This window comes from Dickeya sp. NCPPB 3274 (assembly GCF_000406205.1).
In the GTDB taxonomy this organism is placed as follows: Bacteria; Pseudomonadota; Gammaproteobacteria; order Enterobacterales; family Enterobacteriaceae; genus Dickeya; species Dickeya fangzhongdai.
Map to the genome: position 1 here is coordinate 2,919,437 of NZ_CM001979.1, position 21,623 is coordinate 2,941,059.

General features: G+C 57.1%; 5 protein-coding genes. 1 reads left to right on the top strand and 4 read right to left on the bottom strand.

Going from position 1 to position 21,623, the window contains the following annotated elements; genetic code table 11:
• Positions 1-14: 14 nt before the first annotated feature.
• Both DXX3274_RS13150 and DXX3274_RS13155 read right to left on the bottom strand, forming a co-directional pair.
• A complete protein-coding gene (locus DXX3274_RS13150; protein WP_042860136.1) occupies positions 15-1,004 on the bottom strand; it encodes an NAD-dependent epimerase/dehydratase family protein in 990 nt (329 codons plus the stop codon).
• Complete coding sequence (locus tag DXX3274_RS13155; RefSeq protein ID WP_042860137.1) at positions 1,001-17,149, bottom strand: SDR family NAD(P)-dependent oxidoreductase; 16,149 nt, start codon at positions 17,147-17,149, stop codon at positions 1,001-1,003. Before DXX3274_RS13155 ends, DXX3274_RS13150 begins: the two co-directional genes overlap by 4 nt.
• Before the next feature lie 1,031 nt (positions 17,150-18,180).
• Here DXX3274_RS13155 and DXX3274_RS13160 point away from each other — a divergent pair.
• Positions 18,181-18,675, top strand: a complete 495-nt coding sequence (locus DXX3274_RS13160) for a hypothetical protein (protein WP_042860138.1) — start codon at positions 18,181-18,183, stop codon at positions 18,673-18,675.
• 52 nt (positions 18,676-18,727) lie between these two features.
• Here the strand turns inward: DXX3274_RS13160 and DXX3274_RS13165 are convergent, their stop codons facing one another.
• Positions 18,728-19,912 (bottom strand): esterase family protein, encoded by a 1,185-nt coding sequence (locus DXX3274_RS13165; RefSeq protein ID WP_042860139.1) that lies wholly within the window; start codon positions 19,910-19,912, stop codon positions 18,728-18,730.
• Between the two features lie 57 nt (positions 19,913-19,969).
• Positions 19,970-21,568 (bottom strand): carbohydrate porin, encoded by a 1,599-nt coding sequence (locus tag DXX3274_RS13170; RefSeq protein ID WP_042860140.1) that lies wholly within the window; start codon positions 21,566-21,568, stop codon positions 19,970-19,972.
• Between the last annotated feature and the right edge of the window lie 55 nt (positions 21,569-21,623).

Sequence of the window (21,623 nt, forward strand, 5' to 3'; positions counted from 1 at the left end):
AATGCTTCCGATTGCTAAGGCGCAATAAAACCGTTGCCCCGATACCAGGACACGCACTCATCCACCATCTGGCTTAAGGGAGAAGGCTGATAGCCCAGCTCACGCTCTGCTTTGGCGCTGCTAAAGTAATAAACCCCGCCGAAGACACGCAGACGATAGGCGTCCAGCACCGGTTCGCCACGCACCAGCCAGGGCAGCTTTTCCTGAAGCAGCGTTTTCAGATAGACAGACGAATAAGGGGTTTGAGGCCGGTTCGCCTTACACGGCACAACCGCTTCAATGGTGTTGATAAGCTCGCTATAACGGGTATTGGCTCCGGCAATCAGGTAACGCTCACCGACGTTGCCTTTGGTTAAGGCACTGACGTGCGCTTCACCCACCGCGCTCGCGCCACAGAAACTGGCGCCGCCGGGGGGCAGGAACGGCAGCTGGTTATAGGCTACCGCCAGCACCATGCGTCCCCACTGCATGGAATAGTCGTAAGCCCCCAGCACTTCCGCCGGGTTGAGGATGACGGCGGACAAGCCGCGATCGCAGGCACGGTACACCAGCTCCTCCGCCTGCAACTTACTTTTGGCATACGGGTTTCTGGCACGAAACCCGGCAAGCGCCGTGTTTTCAGTCGCCTCGGCGGCCGGGTCGTTATCCGCCCCTATCGTCGAGCTGGTGCTGGTATACACCAGGCGAGAGACCCCGCTCGCCAGCGCCGCCTCAATTACCGATCGGGTTCCTTCCACATTAACCGCCGCCAGCAGCGGCCAGTCACGCGGGTTGCTGCTGGTATTGCCCGCGGTATGGATCACCCCGTCGTGCCCGGCCATTGCGTCTCGCAGGCGCTGGCTATCCCGTAATTCGCCGCGCACCAGGGTGACGCCGAAAGGTTCCAGAAAGCTCACATTAGAGGAAGCGCGCACATAGGCCGTTACCTGATGGTTGGCGGCGACCAGCGCTTTTACCACGTTGAGCCCAACAAATCCGTTTGCTCCGGTGATCAGTATTTTCATGGTGTTTGATCTTGCTGATTAAGTTTTTCAAGCGTTTTCAAAAAGGCCTTACGCCCTTCCCCTTTACTGCGCATCGGCAGCGCCGCCGGATTTTTATCAGGATGGTGGGCCACGCCCTCCAGCAGCAGCACGAACTGCTCAAGCAGTTGATTGAGCTGTGCTATCTGGGTATCCATGCCCCGGCACGCCAGACGCATCTGCACGCCGTTTTCCTCAATGCGAACCAACATCGCCAGACGCAGCTGCGGGTGCGCCGCAAACAACGCCGGGATAGCCGGGTTCACATCGACACCGTCGGCCAGCAGCGCCACCGCGCTATCGAACTGCCCGGCATCACCCACCCAGTGCGCTATCTGCTCAAGCGCGGCCCCGGCATGCTCAAGGCATTTTTCCAGTTGGGTTTCAACGCCGTTGAGCCAGGCGGCGGTCTTATAGCGCCCAACCACCTGAATACGGGCGGGGATTATCTGGAACTGGTCGTCATTGGCGTGCCGGATCAGGCCAAACTGCGCCTGTTTGACCCGCGTATGACGATTGATGAGCAGCGCCCAACCGGCAGCTACCAGCGTCTCCAGCGCGATTTCCTGACGCTGAGTGCAGACTTGCACAGCCGTCACCGTGTCAGGATCGATTAGCTGCTCCACAGACAGGCTAAGCGGTTGAGTCGCCTCGCCGTCCTGCACCGCAGCGCCGCCGAGCAATACCGACGCCGTCAACGAACCGACGTCTTCTTTGGCCTGCAACAACTCCCCCCAGAACGCCTGCAATGACGGGCCATTACCGGCTTCCACGTCGCCCGCCGACACTGCGCGGGCAAACCATGTTTGCGGCAGGTTTACCGGGGCGAGCGCGCCTGCGGCATCCGCCACCACGGGTTCGCGGTGCGGGGTTTGCCGTTGCGGCGCGTCAAGGCGCAGCGCGGCGTAGAGATCGCAGGGTTCTTTCGCAAAGGGATAGCCGGGGAACGGCACGCGACGGCGAGGTTCTCCGTGGTGCAACAGGCTCCAGTCGATGTCGCAGCCCCGGCTCCACAGCGTGGCAACGTTGGCGAGCTGCTGGTTTTGCACCAGCGCACGGATAAAGCTCTTCCCCGCCTCGCCGGCGATCAGTTGCGGGACGTCCTTGCTGTGGCGGACGTTGCCGCTATACATCTCCCGCAGGCTATGTTCAGCGGTCGGTTGGGCAATAAAGTCTTCCAGTTTCGCCAGCAGCTCATCCATGCTGGTCGCGACGATCGCCAGACGATTGTCCAGCGTGACGCGCCCAATCTGGCTGCTGTAGGCAAGGTCAGCGAGCGAAAGCGCATTGCCCTGTTGCTTAACAAAGTCGCGCATGCCGGCTGCATAAGCCGCCAAACGCTCCGCAGACAGCGCCGACAACACCACGATTTGCGGACTATTTGGCGCGTGAACCCTGCCAGTCGCGGTGTGGCGGGCGTGCTGTCTCAGCACCGCGTCGGCAGACTCCACCACGACAAAGGCGGTAGAGCCGCCCATACCATAGGCGTTGATCCCGGCCAGACGCGTGCCTCTGGCATTGGCGTGCCATTCCTGCGCCTCGCGCGGGAACAGGAACGCCGAGGTTTCATGTTCAAACGAGGTGTTGATACGGTGCAGGTTGACGCACGGCGACAGACGCCCGTGCTGCATACTCAGCAACACCTTAATCAAGGAACAGATGCCCGATGCGGCTTCCATGTGCCCCAGGTTGGCTTTGGTGCCCAATGCGCAGAAGCGTTGGGCCTGAGTCTGACGGCGCAGCGCGTTGGACAGCGCCTTCAGCTCAATCGGGTCGCCCAATTCGGTCGCCGCGCCGTGGCTTTCGATGTAGGTCAGTTCGTTAACATCGATGCGCGCCTCGTTGATAGCCCGAACGGCGGTGTCTTCCATCACCGTCAGGTTCGGCAGGTATTGCCCCGCCCCGGTACCGGCATGGCCGATGCTGGAACCCCGCAGCACGCCATAGATGTGGTCGCCGTCAGCCAGCGCCCGACTCAGGCGTTTGAGCACCGCCATGCCGCTGCCTTCGCTCGGGATCAGGCCATTGGCGCGCTCATCGAAGGTATGCTCCTTGCCGTCGGCAGAGAGCACCTTCATCTCCTGCAGCAACATATATTTGCTGGGATGCAGGCTCAGATTAATGCCGCCTGCCAGCGCCATATCGCATTCACCGCCGAGAATGGCTTTGCGCGCGATATGCACGCTCGTCAGCGACGAGGCGCAGGTGGTGGCAACGCAGAAGCTAGGCCCGCGCAGGTTCATCAAAAACGAAATGCGATTCGCCAGCTCACTGACAACCGAACCTGCGCCCGGATAGCGCCCCGTGCGGGCGTAAATCTCGGCCATCACCCAGGTAAAATCTTCGTTCATCGCCCCGACATACACGCCGACTTGTTGCGCGTTAAGCGCCGACGGGGTGTAACCCGCGTTCTCCAGCGCATGCCAGGCGCTACGCAGCAACACTCGGACCTGAGGATCGAGGCGACTGGCTTCCTCGCTGCTCATACGGAACATCTCGGGATCAAAGCAATCCACGTTGTTGAGGAAGCCACCGCGATTCACGTAATGCGGATTGCCGTTATCATCCGGCGCGATAGCCCAACGCGCCTGCGGAATCGGGGTCAGACTCTCTTTGCCGGCCTGAATATCCGCCCAGAAATCCGCCAGATTCTCAGCGCCGGGGAATTCGCCCGCCACACCGATAATCGCCACGGCGTCGCTTTCCGCATTAAAACCGGCGGCACTGGCGGCTGACGACAATGATGTACGCACCATTCGTGAACTCAGGGCATTCCCGGCGGCGGCAGGCATCGTCCGTTTGATATCAGGCGCAACTGGCGCGCCGGCGTGATGACTATCTACCGCGTCTGCAACAGGATGCGGCCGCGTCGCCACGACCTGATCATGCGCCGGCGTTACGCCATAGCGCTCGCACAGATATCCAGCCAGTTTAGCGGTGGTATTAAACTCAAACGGCGCGGTTTTCGGCAGCCCGTCATACTCTTTCTCCAGCACCGCGCGCAGCTCCATCAGCATGACGGAATCCATCCCTAACTGCTCAAAGGTGGCGTCCACCGCGATATCGCCGGCGGGTAGTTTGGTGATAGTAGCAATCCGCTCTTTGAGCGCGCGCTCGCTGCGCAGGTAAGCGCTATCGCTGGGCTGCGTTGCAGTTTCTGCCGGCTGATGACGCGGCGCCTCGGCTGCGGCACTCACCGCGGCTTGCGCGATGGGACGCGCCGTCGCCTCGGCCTGAATGCGCAGAGAACGGGCAACTTTGCTACGGTCGCCGACCGCCACCAGTAATGCCGAACGCTGTTCAAGCAACGCGCGTTCGAGGGCGATAATGCCCGCTTGCTGGCCTAATGCCGCCATACCGGAGAACGCAAACAGGCTGGCATCCTCCTGGTCGATGTTCATCTGACCGCTGGCCCACAGCGGCCAGTTGACAGAGAGCGTCTGGCCGGTGCGCAGCCCTTTTTTCACCATGCTGTTGCGCCATACCGCATGGCTATCCATAAAGCGATTACCGGCGGCGTAAGCGCCGGATCCCAAATCACCGAGTACCGCTGAAACGGAAGAGAAGTTGATAAAGACAGCGAGCGGCTCTTGTGCCGTGGCGCGGTCGAGGGCGACCAGACCGTCCACCTTCGGGCCAATCAGCGCATAAAACTCCTCATCCGACAGTGCCGTGATAGGCGTTGCGCTGGCGACGCCCGCGCAGTGCAGCACGCCGTCTACCGCGCCGAACGCCGCTTTGGCTTGTGCAATCAAAGCCTCCGCCTGCCCTTCCTGCGCCACATCCGCCGCGATGTAGCGCACTTCGGCACCGTACTCACGCATCGCAATCAGTTGCTGCTGCACCGTCTCGTCCGGCTGGGCCGAACGGCCGCTCAACACGATGCGAGCCTGATAGCGGGACGCCAGATAATGCGCCATCAGCAGCCCCAGCTTGCCGGCACCGCCGGTTATCACATAATGACCGCGATGAACAAAATTCAGGTGCGGCTGGCTTCCCATACCGTCTGCATCCGGCGGGGTGATTTCGCCAGGCTGACGCTGGTAGCGGATACCCTGCCGATAGGCCACCTCGACGCCGGCCACCGGCAGCGGGCGTTGTACGAACTCCTGATAAACGTCATTCGCCAGCGCAGCGGCGTTATCCGCATCGCTACGCAAGGTGAACAGCTCGAAGCGATGGTTAATCGTCAGCAACGAACGGGCGTAGCCGCTGAGCGCATCCTTTTGTGGCTCAACCTGCTCCGCTTGTGCGGTATAAACGTTCACGCAGCGTAGCGCCTGCCCCGGTTTTACCGTTTCCAGCGCCACAAACAGGTGCCGTAACGACTGCAATCCCGCATGCAATAACGACGCCGTGCCTGCGACGGGCAAGTCATCAAAGTGCTTGTCCGCGCCGATGGCATGCACAATGTGGGTAGGCCACAGCTGCTGTGCCGCCAACTGCTCGCACAATGCCTGTACGCTGGCCTGGGATTGCGTATCGACGCTGAATCGATGGGCATCGTGCTGGGTAAACGCCTTGGCTGACATCGCCGTAATCACGCTGGCGTCATCGCCGTAACGCACGCGCAGCGCCTCGGCCAGGGTGTCGTCATCACTGAGCACCAGCACCCGCGCCGCTTCAGAATTCACCGCCGTACCGGATACGGTCTCTGGCAGTGGCGATGCCTGCCATTCATAGGCGTAGTACTGCACGTCGGCGTAGTACTGCACGTCGGAGTAGTACTGCACGTCTTGTGACGTCACGGACGGTGCCTTATTGCTGGCATCACTCTCCAGCCGGCGGGCGGCAAAGTCTTTCAGACGCGCCAGTACCCGGCCGGTGGTATCCACCAGCGTAATGTCGTGTTTTTGAATGGCACTGCCCAGATGCTGGCCTGCCGTCTGCGATTGGGCTGGCGTAACATAGGCATAGCACTCTGCGCCGAGCGGGTGGCGGAACTCCAGCTCCCCCAAAGAGAACGGCACGATAGGCGTGGCGTATTCCACCGGCTCCAGCCCCACCGCCAGACAGGTACGCAGCGCCCCGTCCAGCAGTGACGGATGCAGATAAAACGCATCGGCAGAAGGTAGGTCATCCGGCAGGCACAAGTGGCTCAGCGCCGCATCCGCAAAGCGATAACGCTCGCGCGTTACCTGATAGCTCGGGCCATAGGCAAAGCCCATTTTGGCAAAATCGGCGTAGATGGCTGCCTGATCGCTGTCGTGTTTGCCACTGTTACGCAATGCGTCAAGATCGATCCACTCCTCTTCAGGCACGTCCGTGTCCGGGCGATAGACCAGTTCGGCTTCCAGCGAGAGCGTATCGGTGTGGCGGTTACGAATGGCGACCTGTACGTTATCGCCGCCCGCATGCGCCAGAGAGATTTCCACCGCTACCGGCTCGCCGTCTACCTGAATGGCGTTCATCCACATCAGGTTGCGGACTGACGCCACGGTCCAGTCGCTCTCCATCGCCAGTTGGCCCGCCGCATGGATCATTTCGATATAAGCCGAACCGGGTAAGATCATCCGTGCGTCATGGCTACCCACAACATGATCGCGCAGATAGCGCTCCTGTCCGGTCAACTGTTTGATAAATTTCTGCTGCGACAGCGTTGAGGTATTTTCGTCGATCAACGGGTGCAGCGAGTTAACGCGGCCTTGTTTGTCCTGTTCAGAAGGCAGAGCCAGCCAGTGACTGCGCATCATCAGCGGCAACGGCGGGAATGACACCCGACGCACCGCGCCGTTGCCTGCAAGCGCGCCGCCGCCAGTGAAGAGTACCGGCGCGAACTGCGGCCAGTTCACATCCAGCATCGTGGTCCACAACCGCCCTAAACGCAGCAGCTGACGTTCCTGCACCAGCCCAGTGACCAGCTCATCAAGCTGTTTGCCGTCCAGAATGGTATCCAGACGCTCGTTGCCGCCGGCAATGCGCCCACGGAACAGCTGCTTCGCCGCGCCGTCGCGCTGGTATTGCTCAAGCTGGCTCAGCAAGTCGCCCAGACTGCTCGCCACCACAGCAAGACGTTCCGTCATGGCATCGCGCCCGACCAGCGAAGAAAAGGCCAGCGAGTCAAAATCAGGCGCCGTCTGCGGTTCACGTACCGCCTGACTGAGGAAGCGCACCATGCGCTCTACATACCGCGATAAACGCGCCTCACTATCCGCCGAGAGCACGAACAACCGCGGCTCGCCACTCCGCAGGCCGGCCGATGCCAATGCCGGCGCTTCTTCTATCAACACATGGGCATTCGATCCACCCGCACCGAAGGCGCTCAGGCCGGCGCGGCGCGGATGATCAGCCGCCGATTCCCACGGCTCAAGCGACTGCACCACGCGAAACGGCGAGGCAGCGAAGTTGATTTTCGTATTCAGCGTCTGTGAGTGCAGCGACGGCACGATCTGACGATGACGCATCTGTAGCAGGATCTTGGTCAACCCGGCGATACCGGCGGCAGACTCAAGGTGCCCGATATTGCTTTTCACCGAGCCGATGCGGCAATGCCCCGGCTGCAGCGTATGGGCTATCTCCTGTGGTTCGTTACGTTGTGCGTTACGTTGCGCGTTGATAGGCGAAAAGGCTTTGGCAAGCCCGGAGATTTCAATCGGGTCGCCCAGCATGGTGCCGGTGCCATGCGCCTCAACATAATCCACTGAGGCGGGGTTCCAGCCTGCCCGTGCTAACGCGGTGCTGATAACGTTGCTCTGCGCCGCCTGATTCGGCACGGTAAAGCCGCTGGTTTTGCCGCCGTGGTTGATAGCCGTTGCCTTGATCACACCATAAATCTGGTCGCCGTCGGTGATCGCCTGTTGCAACGGTTTGAGTAACACCGCCCCCATCCCTTCGCCGGGAACATAACCATCGCCACCTTCGCCAAAAGCGCGGCAGCGCCCATCGCTGGACAGGAATTGGTTTTGCCCCAGTTGGTAGTACTTCATCGGGTGCACGATCAGATTGATGCCGCCGGCTATCGCCATGTTGCAGTCACCGTTCTGGATCGCCTGACACGCCATATGCAGTGCGGTGAGTGACGACGAACACATAGTGTCCAGCGCCACGCTCGGACCATTTAGATTGAAGTAAAAGGAAACCCGGTTGGCGACCGATGAGTGCAGCGACATGGCCCAGCCGGATTCATGCTGTTTCTCCGTCGTTTCAATACATTGATACTGCGCCCACATCACCCCGACATAGACACCGACCTGTGACTTGCTCAGGGCATGACGGGAATAGCTGGCGTCCGCAATACACTCCCAGGCGGTTTGCAGAAACAGCCGCTCCTGCGGGTCCAACAGCTCCGCTTCGCGGGGCGATATGTTGAAATATTGGCTATCGAACTGATCAATATCATCGATAAACCCGCCCCATTTGCTGTAGACCTTATTCTTCGGCCCCCGCTCCGGCGAATAATGTGGGTGGTAGTCCCAGCGTGACAGAGGAATTTCGGTGATGCTGTCTACGCCGCCGGTGAGGTTGGCCCAGAATTCATCCACATTGCCGGCCCCCGGATAACGGCCGCTGAGCCCGATAACGGCAATGTCATCTTTCACACCCGCCGCTCCAGCTTCGCCCGACGCATTACGCCGCAGCGCATCAAGACGAGAATGGTTTAACAGACTTGCCAACGTCGGGCGTGAAGACGATACCGGCGTCGCGGTGGTGTGCAGAGGCGACGGCTGCTGCGCGGCCTGTATCGCGTCGGCCCACTCAGCCTGCGTCTGATAACGGTAGACGGCGGCGGCATCAACGCCGGCAACACGCGCATCCAGCTCATGCTGTAAGCGAATGAGATCGATCGTATCCAGCGGCCACTGCCAGAGCGGCGTCAGTGCTGAGCAGTTTGCCGCCGCCGAACCGACGGCCGCCGTCAAACTGTCGAACACCGCATCACCGATCGCCGCTACCGGGTTTGTCGATCTATCCGGTTCAATCACGCTATCCGGTGCAACCACGGGGTCCGCGGCGTGACTAACTTTGGGCTGCGACAGCGCTGGCGTGGCTCCCGCCGCCGCAGACGGCAAGGCAGCAGCCTGTTCGGGATAGCTCTCACAAAGGAAATCGGCCAGCGAGTCGAGGTCCTGATACTCATAAAACAGGGTTTGCGACACCTCGCCGAAGGTGGCCGCCAGCTTACCGTTCAGGGCCAGGATCATCATTGAGTCAAGGCCATAATCCGACAACTGCGTAGCCGGTCGCACTTCGCCCGCATCAAGCTTCGTAGCGTCAATAATGCTGGCTACCAGGTAATCCAGCACGTCGTCGCGTACCGGGCGGGGATCTGCTGTTACCGGCGCCAGCGCCGCCACGCTCGCAACCGACGCGATGCCAGCGAACGCCGTCACCTGCTCAGGACTGTTTTCCAGCAGAAAATCAGCCAGCGAAGCGAGGTCTTGGTATTCATAGAACAGGGTTTGCGGCAGGCCATCAAACGCAGCGGCAAGTTTCTCGTTCAGCGCCAGAATCATCATTGAATCCAGACCATAATTCGATAACGGTCCGCTGGCGGTGACTTCGCCCGCATCCAGTTTGGTCACGTCGATGACGTGCGCGATTAACGTATTGACGACGGCATCATGCGCAGAACTGGCGCCGGACGGCTGGTGCGGCGAGGCGGAAATCGCCGATGTCGTCGCAACCGGCTGAGGCGCATCGGCATTGCCGGCACGCATCGGCGCGGTGGATTTCGTCGGCTTCACGACACGTGAAGCGTTCATGCCCAGATGCGGCACCGCCTGGGTCTGCAACTGGGTGAGCCTGACCACCACATTGCCGATGCTATCCAGCAAATCAATGTGGTAGCTTGCCGTCGCCGAGCCGTGCGCGTTGTCGCGGCGGGCGTAGGCATAGCAAACGCCGTCAATCGGCCTGAATATCTGCAACCTTGCCAGCGCCACCGGCACCTCTAGCGTATTCGCCGTTGCGCGAAAACCGCCGATGCCCAGCGCGGTGCGGAATGCCCCATCCAGCAGCGAAGGCGGCAGGATAAACGGCTGCACAACCGGCGTTATCTGTAAGCCGTCAGGAAACTTCAGCTCCGCCAGCGCCTCTTCCGCATTCGCGTACAAACACTCAAGCACCTGAAACGTCGGGCCGAAAGTAAAGCCACGCTGTTTGAACGCCACATCGATATCGTTACGCTGATAAACCTGGCCGTTGGTCAATAACCGTTGCAGGTTAGCAGGCTCTGGCTGAGGCGAGGTCTCTTCACACAAGCGGCCACAGCCATAAATATGGTGTTTCTCGTCGTCCGCCCGGTAAATCTCAAAATCCAGCCCCCCCTGCGATGGCGTCAGAGAGATGGCTATCTCCATAGCATCACTGGCGACCATAATCGGCTGACGCCATTGAATATTCTGCACCTGCGCAAACAGGGGCATGCCGCCTGTAAGCGGCAACACATGGCCTTGCCACGCCAGCTCGCCGGCGCTCAACGCCATCTCAATATAGGCAGCGCCGGGCAGAATACGGTTATCGCCAAGGCGGTGATCGTTCAGGAAAAATTCTTCGGCATGCAGCCGCTTGCGGAATGCCTGCGAGGCCAGAGTGGAAATATTGGCGTCAATCAGCGGGTGCAGCGCGGCAGCGCCCGACACGGCGGGGCCTGACAGCGTGGCAACGGGCAAGGTCGGCGCCCAGCAGTCCTGACGCTGGAACGCATAACCGGGCAGAGAAACACGCCGGCGGACATGCGCCGCGTGTAGCTGGCTCCATTCCACCACATGACCATTAGCCCAGGCTTCGCCCAGCGCGCCAAGGCGCCCCTGCGTTGCCCACTCAGCCAACGGCGGCGTCGAGGTCGCCTGACGCGCGTTGTCGCGATGGCCGGTGATCAATCCAGATAGCTGCTGTTGGCTATACGCTCGCAGCATGTTGACCGCATCCGCCGCGACTTCCGCCACCAAAGCCAGCCGGTATTCGTGCGCAACGCGCCCAACCTGTAGCGTATAAGCCACATCCTGTAGCGACAGTTCAGGATGGCGTTCAATAGCGTCGGCAAGCTGTCCGGCCATCGTCTGCAACGCCGCTTCACGACGGGCAGACAGCACGATTAACGCCGGTTTCCGCTGGTCAGCGGCCGAAGGCGGCGGCGCAATATATTCTTCGACGATCAGATGCGCATTACTGCCACCCGCGCCGAACGAACTGATGCCTGCGATACGCGGAATTTCCCGGCTAACGCGCTGACCATCTTCCTGCGTCACGTCGAGCACCGGGCGCTGCCAGTGTTCCAGTGATTGTTGCACACGGAACGGTCCGCCCTGAAAGTCGATAAACGGGTTAATCGCTGTTGACTGAATGGACGGCGCCAGCGTCTGGTGTTTCATCTGTAGCAGCACTTTGGTCAGCGCCGACATGCCGGCGGCGGCTTCCAGATGACCAATATTGGCCTTGACCGAACCGATGGCGCAGTATTTGGCATTCTCTCCGGCAATCGAAAAAGCCTTATTCAAGCCGCTAATTTCAATCGGATCGCCAAGTTTGGTGCCGGTGCCATGCGCTTCGACATAGCTGATATGACGCGGATTGACATTGGCCGTCTCCAGCGCCTCAGCGATCAACTCCGCCTGGCGTTTCGCGTTAGGCACCGTAAAGCCCGATGTTTTACCGCCGTGGTTAACCGCCGTACCGCGAATGATGCCGTAGATATGGTCGCCATCTTCCCGGGCCTGAGACAACGGCTTCAGCACCACCGCCCCGACCCCTTCTCCCGGCACATACCCGGTACCGCCTTCGCCAAAGCTGCGGCAACGACCGTCTGAAGAGAGGAAGTGCATATTGGATAACAGATGATACTTATAAGGATGCAACGACAGGTTGACGCCGCCCACAATGGCAACCGGGATATCGCCGCTGCGAATGGCATGGCACGCAATATGGATAGCCGTCAATGACGATGAACACGCCGTATCCAGCGCCATGCTGGGGCCGGAGAAGTTGAAGAAGTGCGATACACGGTTTGCCACCGACCAGTAAGACGAGTGGGAGGTGGTCCACTCGTTCTCTGGGCTGGTGATGGCATGAAGCTGGTAATCCCCCCACATGATGCCGACATAAACGCCGACGCGGTTTTCACGCCCTGCCTGCGACGGCGCCAGCTTATCCGCGGTGTAGCCCGCATCCTCAATGGCGTGCGTCGCCGTTTCAAGGAACAGCCACTCGTTCGGATCCATAATTTCCGTTTCTTTCGGCGAAATATTGAAATAACGGAAATCAAAGCGTTCGACGCCAGAAAGGAACCCGCCCCAACGGCTATAGCTTTTCCCTGGCGTTGCCGCACCGGCCTGAAACCAACTCGCGTCCCAGCGTTCGGACGGAACATCGATGATGCAGTCGCGCCCCTGAGCAAGGTTGCTCCAGAACTGTTCCAGACTATCCGCTTGCGGGTAACGCCCGGCGATACCGATAATGGCGATATCGTCATCGTTTACCCTCGGTTGCGTCGTCCGGTGCGCCGCAGCCCGTACTGCATTCGCCGCCGACGAGGCGGTATGAAGCGCAGGCGGCACGACAGCACCCGCCGGTGCGGCCCCCGGCAAACCACGGCAGGCCGCCTGACAGTTCTCAAGCAGGAAGCGACTCAGCTCGTCCATGGTTTGATATTCAAAGAACAGCGTCATCGGCAACGCGCTGCCGAAGGTGTTTTTCAACTCATTGACCAGTTCAATCACCACCACCGAATCGAAGCCATAATCACGAAAAAAACCATGACGCTCGAAATACGGCGGGATGTGCAACTTGCTGGCAAACAAGTCGGACAAATAGCGGATCACCACATCCTGTAATGCGTGAGGGTCATTCGCATCAGTCGTGGCAGCGGCCGCCGAAGCAGGCAGCAGAGGCTGCGGCGCGGGTTCGACAACGCCCAGCACCTCCTCAATGCGCGCACGTTCACCCGGTACGCCCGGCATCACCACTATCTGTGACGCCTGACTTTGCAGGGCATAGTCGAAAATAGCGATGCCGTCTTCGGTCAGCAGCGGCACAATCCCGAACTGGCTCTTCAGGAAACCGGCTTCTTTCTCGGTCAGCCGCATACCGCCGTCCTGCCAGTAAGGCCAGTTCAGCGAAAGGGTTTTGCCGCTGCGTTCTCCCTGCTGTTGCCGGACATTGCGCTGATAGGCGAAGTAATCTTCAAAGGCATTGCCAAAGGCATAATCGCATTGGCCCATATTGCCCAGCACGCCGGTCACCGAAGAGAACAGCACAAAAAAGTCGAGCGGCAAGCCGCAGGTTGCCTCATCGAGCAGCCAGGTGCCGATGGCCTTCGGGGTAATGACCCGCCCGAAAGCGTCAGGGCTTTTACGCAGAATAAAGTTGTCTTCGATGACGCCGGCGGAGTGGATGATGCCGTTCAGCGTGCGGCCCGATGCGCGGATCGTGGCGATCAAGTCATGAACGCTATCAGGATCGTTCATATCACACGCCAGATAAATGGCATTGCCGCCCTGAGCATTAAGCGTATCAAGCTGTTGCCGTCGTTTTTCATCCAGCGCGGAGCGCCCGCTCAGATAAACGGTTGCGTCATAACGAGAGCACAGGAAACGGGCAAAAATCAGCCCCAACGCGCCTAACCCGCCGGTAATCAGGTAGCTTCCCTGTCGGCGCAAGGCCGCCGGGGCGGATACCGGTTGGTTAACCGCGTCGGCCACCTTCGCGCTCGCCGGCGATCGGGGGTGTGCTGAGGACGGTGCATCTGTGACAAAGCGACGCACCAGACGCACGCCCTGCATATAGCGCACATCCGCATCTTTGGAGACGTCGCTGAATTCGGTTTTGATCAACGCCGGGATGACGATGCCCGTATCCGGCGCGCCCTCCGCAACCGAATCACAGTACACCACACGGCCAATGTAGGCCGGTTTTTCAACACGCAATGTCCGATAAAAGCCGCTGATGGCAGCGACATCCGGCAGGCTCTCGTCAGCCAGATGGAAATGGACAAACCGGGCCTTCTTAACCTTACGCATCATTGCCTTCGTCAAGGCAAAAAGGCTATGCGGGCCGTCATTCAGGCGAGCCGCAAAATCAGCGCCGGCCTGCGGCGCACTGGCCCACAGCACACGTTCAAACGTAGCCCCCTGCGCCAACAACGCATCCACCGCCGCGATAAAGTCGTCATGATTGCCCGGACGAACCCACGCGCGATCCGGCTCGCGACTCACATCCGGCGTTGATGCCAACAGGATCCGCTGCATTTGCGGCGGATTTTCCGACTGCGCAATGAGGTTGGCGAGCCAGTCAACATCCTGTTCACCGCCCACCAGCACCACCTGTTCCATCGGTTCATCAGCCTCTGACACCGGTTTTTCAATCCAGTACGGCTGATAGAGGTTGACGCTGTCAGATAGCACAGGCGGCTGATTTTCAGATTTCGACCGTCCGGTCGCCGTGAGGCTGTCATCCAGCACGCGCAAACTTAAGCCACGGAATATCAGCGCCACGCGTTCAGGGTCGCTCGCCTCGCTGACGTGAATATCAACCTTGAAGACGCCATCGTGGATAACATGCTCGCCAGACAAGGTAATGGTTGCGGTCATGGCCGAACGGCAAGGATGCAATAACTCCAGCCCTTCCAGCGCGAAGGGAATGACCAGCGCCCCCTGCTCGTTCCCCTGCTGGGATGCACGCCGTTTCTCGCTCGCCCAGACCACCGCAGCCTGCAAGGCGCCATCGGCCAGCGACGGATGAATCACAAAGTCAGAACTATGCGAATCAGTACTATGCGAGCCAGTACTATGCGAACCAGTACTATGCGCATCCGGCAGAACCAGACGTGCCACACAGGCGCGGTCATCGAAAGTTATCTGCCGGATAGACCTCAGCCCCGTGCCGTAGCACATCTGCAAACTATCAAGCAGGTGGTAGCAGGCCATCGCATCGCGTGTATGAGCATCGTCAGCCGGCATCGCGGTCGGCAACGCCGGGCGCTCATCCCTGGAAAACCCGATAGTTCCCCGACAATAAAGCGTTTGCTCCTGGTCGAGAACCTGGAACAGCCACTGTTTGCCGGGTTCATGCGGATCAAGCTGAATGTACAGTTCTGTCGCAACATCATGGAACTCAAGCGGCCTTAACCAGGCCACCTGGGAGAAACGTAGCGCGTTGATGTCTTTTAAATCAATGGCATCAGTAAAGGCGGCACGGACCAGTTCCAGATAGGCAACCCCCGGCAGTATCGTCTGACCGCCGATCTGATGACCGGCAATAAAAAACTCAGTGCCCTGAAGCTGAGCCTGATAACGAGAACTGCCGACATTCACCACACGATGACGCGCGCCGCACAGCGCCGGGAAAGACGAATCGGCACGGTAACTATCACTCAGCCAAAATGACGTATGAATAAACGGGTAACCAGGCAACGCAATGCGCGCTGGACGCTCGCCGTCAAATAGCCGGGACCAATCGAGCTGCACGCCACGCTGATAACATTCGCTCAGCTGCTGCAACAGCCGGTTTGCTACAGTCGAATCCGCCTCGCGCATCGCATCAAGCACCGCAGCTCCTTCAGCGCGGGCGTTTTCCATTGCCTGCGCATCATCCGCCGCGTGTTCCTGCAACGCCAGCGGGCCTTGCTCAACCGCTTGTGCAAGCGTCTGGATAACCGTCTCAACATCACCGCCCACACAACCATAGCGATAAGCGAAGTGATCGCGGCAAGTCAGCAATGTCGCGCTCACATCATTCAGCGATACGTCGGGATGCTCACCCAGCCAGTCGATCAGATCTTGTTGACGTTGCAACAACGCCGCCGGGCTTTTGGCAGACAGCGCAATCAAATAAGGGATATCCGCCGCAGGCTGGTTTTCCTGATGCGGCGGGTTCACCGGCTCAGGGGCTTCTTCCAGCACGATATGGGCATTGGTCCCGCCGAATCCAAACGAGCTCACCCCCGCCCGACGCGGCGTATTCGCGTCAATACGCGGCCAGTCAGCGGCGTCATCAACGAAGAAGAAAGGCGTTGAAGTCGTGTCAATTTTAGGATTGAGCGCAGAGAAATTTCGTAATGGCGGCAGTGTGCGGTGTTTAAAAGCCTGTAATACTTTGATGATGCCCGCAACGCCGGCCGCCGCTTCAAGGTGACCAATATTGCTCTTAACGGACGTCACGCCGCAGAAAGCCTCATCCAGCGAGGTTTGCTGTTGCTGAGCGAGCTTCCTGAAGGCGTTGGTAAGCCCTTCAAACTCAATGGGATCGCCCTTCGGCGTCCCGGTTCCATGCGCCTCAATGAGGCCAATGGAACGCACAGGCACGCCGGCATGCGCATTCGCGGCAATAATCACCTCAGCCTGCGCTTCGGCACTTGGGTAGGTGAGCGTGTAGGTGGTGCCGCAGTGGTTAATGGCACTGCCTTTGATGACTCCGTGAATAACGTCGCCGTCAGCCAGCGCGTTATCTAATGGCTTCAGTAATAAAACCCCTGCCCCTTCCCCACGGACATAACCATCAGCACGGCTATCAAAAGAGTGGCAGGCGCCGGTAGGCGACAGCATTCCCATTTTGGCAAAAGACTGATGCCGGGTGGAGGTTAAAATAAGATTAACGCCGCCGCTAATAGCAACATCGCAGTCACCATTAGTGATTGCCTGAATCGCACTGTGAATCGCATTTAATGAACCCGAACAGGCGGTATCAATGGCAATACTCGGGCCGTGAAAGCCAAAGAAATGTGAAATACGGTTAGCAATAATAGATGTTGCCGTACCCGTGGAATAATGCGCCTCTATTGGCGCATCGGTGTTTTCCTGTAGTTCTTTATAATCGTTATTGAAAACACCAAGAATAACACCGACTTTATGCCCCCGCAGTGTTGACGGAGCAATACCTGCATCTTCCAAACAAGACCAGGTAAGTTCCAACATAATCCGCTGCTGTGGATCCATTGTCTCTGCAACTTTAGGAATAACGCCAAAGAATTGATTATCAAAACCATCAACGTTATTAACAAAAGCAGCCCATCGTTTTTCACTGGCGTCTGGCCACTGTAAAAACTTTCGGTTATGCGACAACGTATCTTTGTTAGCATCAGAAAATTCAGCAACCGAATTGCGCCGATGAATTATATTTTGCCAGAATTCATTGTAGTCATTGGCGTCAGGGAACCGACAAGCGATCCCTGTAATTGCAATATCCATACCCATTACCCATGTCCATATGTTTATTATTTTCCGCAAAAACTGATGCCATCACCTGAGCTACCAAATATACCCGTCATACTTCACGTTGCAGGGGTGTTGGCTTTTATTACTCGGCCCATCCCTGGGCCTCGCCCCTTCGGGGCCGCTGCCGGCAGAGTTGTCACTCACCCCAATAACTTACTTGTATAAGCTCCTGGGGATTCGCTGCGTCGCCGCCTTCCTGCAACTCGAATTATTTGGAGCATAGTCTTTCTGACGTATGGCTCATTAGTAGGTCAACAAGTTTGATATTCGATTACCATTAAATAAATGGCTTTAACGAATACTGCATCAAAAACATAAACCAGCCTAATGCAATTTTCTTAATTTATTTTTCAATATGTAAATCATAAACAAAACAAGCAGAAAACTCTGATTAATTAAAATACTAAAGCATTGATTTTTAAATAATTATTCCTGAAACAAAAAAACACAACTTACGCCACATTCAGAATGAAACAACCATAAAAAATAAATTTCACTAATGAGATAACGTAGTGCAAATATTTTTTATAATATTATCTATCAGATCTTAATTAAGTCGCTCGCGAATTATTAATTACATATTCAATCATAATAAAAATGTCATAAAAAAATCACACAAACGTCATACTAAAAACCACCACCACTAATTAGCACGCAAAGAATACATTACCACCAGCACCAGGATGAATATAAATTAATACCGCGCATTAAATCGAACATAACAACATCTTTTATTTGGGAGATTTTCATCTATTGAGTTCAATATCCGGCGCTTGATAACGCATTATGCCCTGCGAACATCGATAACAGGTGCTGCCGCTCGATATTCGGTCTGTGCAGGAATCCTATTTATGCCAAAAGTTACAAAAAACCGGATTGAGGGCGGAATGATTTTATTTGTTCAACCAACGGCAGTCAGCTAACATAAAAACGGCGTTTATCGTTATTGATGGCGTTATTGACGACAATTCGTTACCACTGATGAATAGCATATTTTAAATGGAGTTATTATGTTAGAAACTGTAACAGGGATGCCTGCGTGGGTAATTGTGATTTTGGTTTCAACTACTTTTTATTGTATAAGTTTTTGCTTTGAAAAAGAGGTTAGCATTAAGCTGTTGTTACTTATCCCGGGCTGTTTTATGGTTTTTTCGATTATCTCTTTACTACGACAAGGCAACATCCTGATTTCAAGTCTGATATGGTTATTAGGCTGTATTGCCGGCGGGATTGCAGCAAAGCGAATTTTTTCATCTCAGACCTACAGCCCAGGCCGTAAGGAAGGCACAATAACGGTGCCGGGGACGTATTCTATTATTACCATTTTTTTACTCTATTTCCCTCTTCGTTATTATATTGGTTATCGTCAGGCAATCGCGGTTGATCATGTTCTTAGCATTCCCATGATTCTGCTATTAGCCGTCTCTTCGGGAGCTGTTGTCGGTTTTTTCACCCTTCGTTCATATATTATCTTTGGGTGCTATAAAGAGTTGAATATTAAATAGAAAAACGGGCAGGATACCCTGCCCGTTTCCGTAGCTGGCCTAACAGCGGTGGTTATTTGAAGACTTTCTGCACAAATTCGATGTACGCCGGCCGCCAGACATCCATTTCATGCCCTAAACCGGGATACTGCCGGTAATCGAATTTCACGCCTTTCTGTTCCAGTTGCGCTTTCAACCCGGCGATGTCCTTGCCGGTTACCGTATCCTTCTCGCCCACCGCCACGGTGAAATTGCGCAGTTGCTGATTGATGCCGGCGGCGTTGCTCAACTGCGCCGTGACCTGAGCGTTCGGCACCGTTTCGGTGGTCACGCCGCTGAAGGTCGCCAGCCAGCCGAAGTGCTCCAGATGGCTCATCCCGGACACCAGCGCCTGATAACCGCCTTGCGACAGCCCGGCCAGCGCCCGGCCGTCGGCATCGCGTCGTACATTAAACCGTTCGCTGACCAGCGGAATAATGTCGTGGATTAGCTCACGATCGGCTGCCGCCGCGTTACGCGGATAAAACGTCTTACGCCGCTCTTGCGGTGGAAAATCCTCCGCAATGGCGTCGGAAACATCGGTTTCGGTGTCCGGGATCACCACCAGCATCGGCGTAATCTTTTTCTCCGCCAGCAGGTTATCCATAATCTGCGGGATGCGGCCCTGCGTGACGGCGGAATCACCGGCATCGCCAAACCCGTGGTAGAAATACAGCACCGGCAGCGGCTTGCCGGTACCGGTGTAACCCGGCGGCGTCCAGACATAGACCTGCCGTTCCGATTTCAGCGACGCCGAGTGATAGGTCACGGTGCGCAGTTCGCCATGCGGCACCGCCCGGGTATCCAGCACGCTGCCCGGCACCAGAATCATGCTGGTGTTGACCTGACGCTGCGGTTTGGGCAACGCCGAACCGGTATCAATGCTGCGAAAGCCGTCCACATTAAAGAAGTATTCGTACAGGTTGGGCCGCTGCGGCTCGCTGCGCCACGACCAAACGCCCAGATCGTTTTTCGTCATCGGGTGCGCGACCCAGGTTTCCGGCGTCGCGCCGGTCACCACGCTCACCGATTTGGCGTCCGGCGCAAACAGCCGGAAGGTAATGCTGTTATCCGCGTTGACCTGCGACAGGTAGTGCCGGGTCGCCACGTCGGCGCGCGGCAACGCCGGGATGGCGCCCGATTCGGCCAACGCCGCCAGCGGCGCGGATAAACTCAGCGCGGAGAGCAACAGGCACAGACTGGTTTTCCTGATTTTCATTTTCAACCTCTTTTTTATTGGTACAGGGTAAAAACGGGCGGGCTGTGTCATGGGGACTCACCACCAGACCTCAGCCTGAACGCCGGCGGTAAATTGATTTTTCTTGCTATCGGCAAAGGTGAACTGATCCAGTTCGTTATCCAGCACCCGGATATAGGTGCCGTAGAAGCGGATTTCCGGACGGGAAGCCAGCATGCTGGTGTCGACCTTGATGGTGTGGAACAGCGTGGTTTTATAGCCTGACTCGGTGAAATACTTCCCGGCCTGATTCTTGTTGGTCTGGCTGAAATAGCCGAGCTCGACGCCGCTCTGGTTGTAATTGCTCCAGATGTAGGCCGGTCTGACCACCGCGCGCACGCTGTCGAAATCGGTATGGGCGCCGGTGTCATAGCTGTAGACATCCTGCCCGCGGGTATACACCAGCGCGTTAGCCATGATCACATCCGGGCGCAGGTACATTTCTCCCTGCGAAATCAGACGCAGCGCCGTGCCGCCGCTGTGGTCGCCGTAGTATTTACCGTTCACCGCCACAAACGGGCTGGATCCGGCATAGCGCGCCAGACTGCTGGCAATCGAGTTATTGGCCATCTGGGCGGTAAACTCATTAAAGCCGTTGTTCGGCAATGCCTGACGCAGCACCACGCCGCCCAGCCAGGAATCTTTCATCGGGAAATAGTTGTTGCTGGCTTCATTATTTTTCTGGGTATCGTTTTTATTAGCCATCGCGTATTTCCCCAGCACCATCAGGCTGGCGCCGTTCCATAACGGAATGCCTTTATAGCGCGCCTCGACCGCGTTGGTATTCATCTGCTGATATTTGGTCAGGTCGCGGTTATAAACATCGATGTCTTCACGGGTCAGCGCCACATCAATAGAGCCGACGCCCACTTTGATATTTTCCACCCCCACGCCGGCGGCAGAGTCGGTTTTATTACTCTTCCAGTCCAGCATCTGAATTTCATACACCGGCAGCGCATGCTTGCCGACCCAGAAATCCGCCTCCGGCGCAAACGGCAGGAACCCTGTGGTGGTGAGATAAATATCCGAGAACTGCAATTTGTTTTCATTGCTGCTGTCTTCGCCAAACCAGCCGCCGGAATAGGACTGACCGACGTTACCGTCCAGTTTTATCACCCCATAGGCGGACTTGCCGTCTTTATTGAACACCCGTTGTTTAAGGATCAGGTCATACCAACTGGTGTGCTCATTGCCAAACCGCCCCAGCGAACCAATGGCCCAGGATTTGGGCGACCCCTGCGAACCGGTGGCCCAGCCGGAACGGAAATAACCGGAATAGGTAAAACCGATATCCTCTTTTACATACTGGCTGAGTTCATGCAATGTCATGGAAGCGCGACTGTCGGATGATACTGCCACAGAAGACAAGGCGTTATCTGCGATCGGCGTAGCGGTTTTCGCCGCGCTGCCGGCATTATTCTTATTACCCGCACTGGCGGCGGAATTATCCCTGACAAGGGTGATGGTTTTATTTTGCTTCTCCTGTTCTTTATAACGCTGCAACTCCTGTTTGGTTTCCTGTAAATCTTTTTCCAGCGCCGCCAGTCGTTGTTCAACTGTTAATGGCGCCGCTGTGGAAATAAACGACACCGGATATAACAGGCTGGCTATCACCAAATAGCTATTTTTTATTTTCATATTCACATTCCCGTCGGATAATCGGATACAGAAAAAACAACAACTCACGCCTGCC

Excerpts from the sequence above, each read along its gene's own strand:
- DXX3274_RS13150 (WP_042860136.1), bottom strand. The coding sequence starts at position 1,004 with ATGAAAATACTGATCACCGGAGCAAACGGATTTGTTGGGCTCAACGTG.
- DXX3274_RS13155 (WP_042860137.1), bottom strand. The coding sequence starts at position 17,149 with ATGGGTATGGATATTGCAATTACAGGGATCGCTTGTCGGTTCCCTGAC.
- DXX3274_RS13160 (WP_042860138.1), top strand. The coding sequence starts at position 18,181 with ATGTTAGAAACTGTAACAGGGATGCCTGCGTGGGTAATTGTGATTTTG.
- DXX3274_RS13165 (WP_042860139.1), bottom strand. The coding sequence starts at position 19,912 with ATGAAAATCAGGAAAACCAGTCTGTGCCTGTTGCTCTCCGCGCTGAGT.
- DXX3274_RS13170 (WP_042860140.1), bottom strand. The coding sequence starts at position 21,568 with ATGAAAATAAAAAATAGCTATTTGGTGATAGCCAGCCTGTTATATCCG.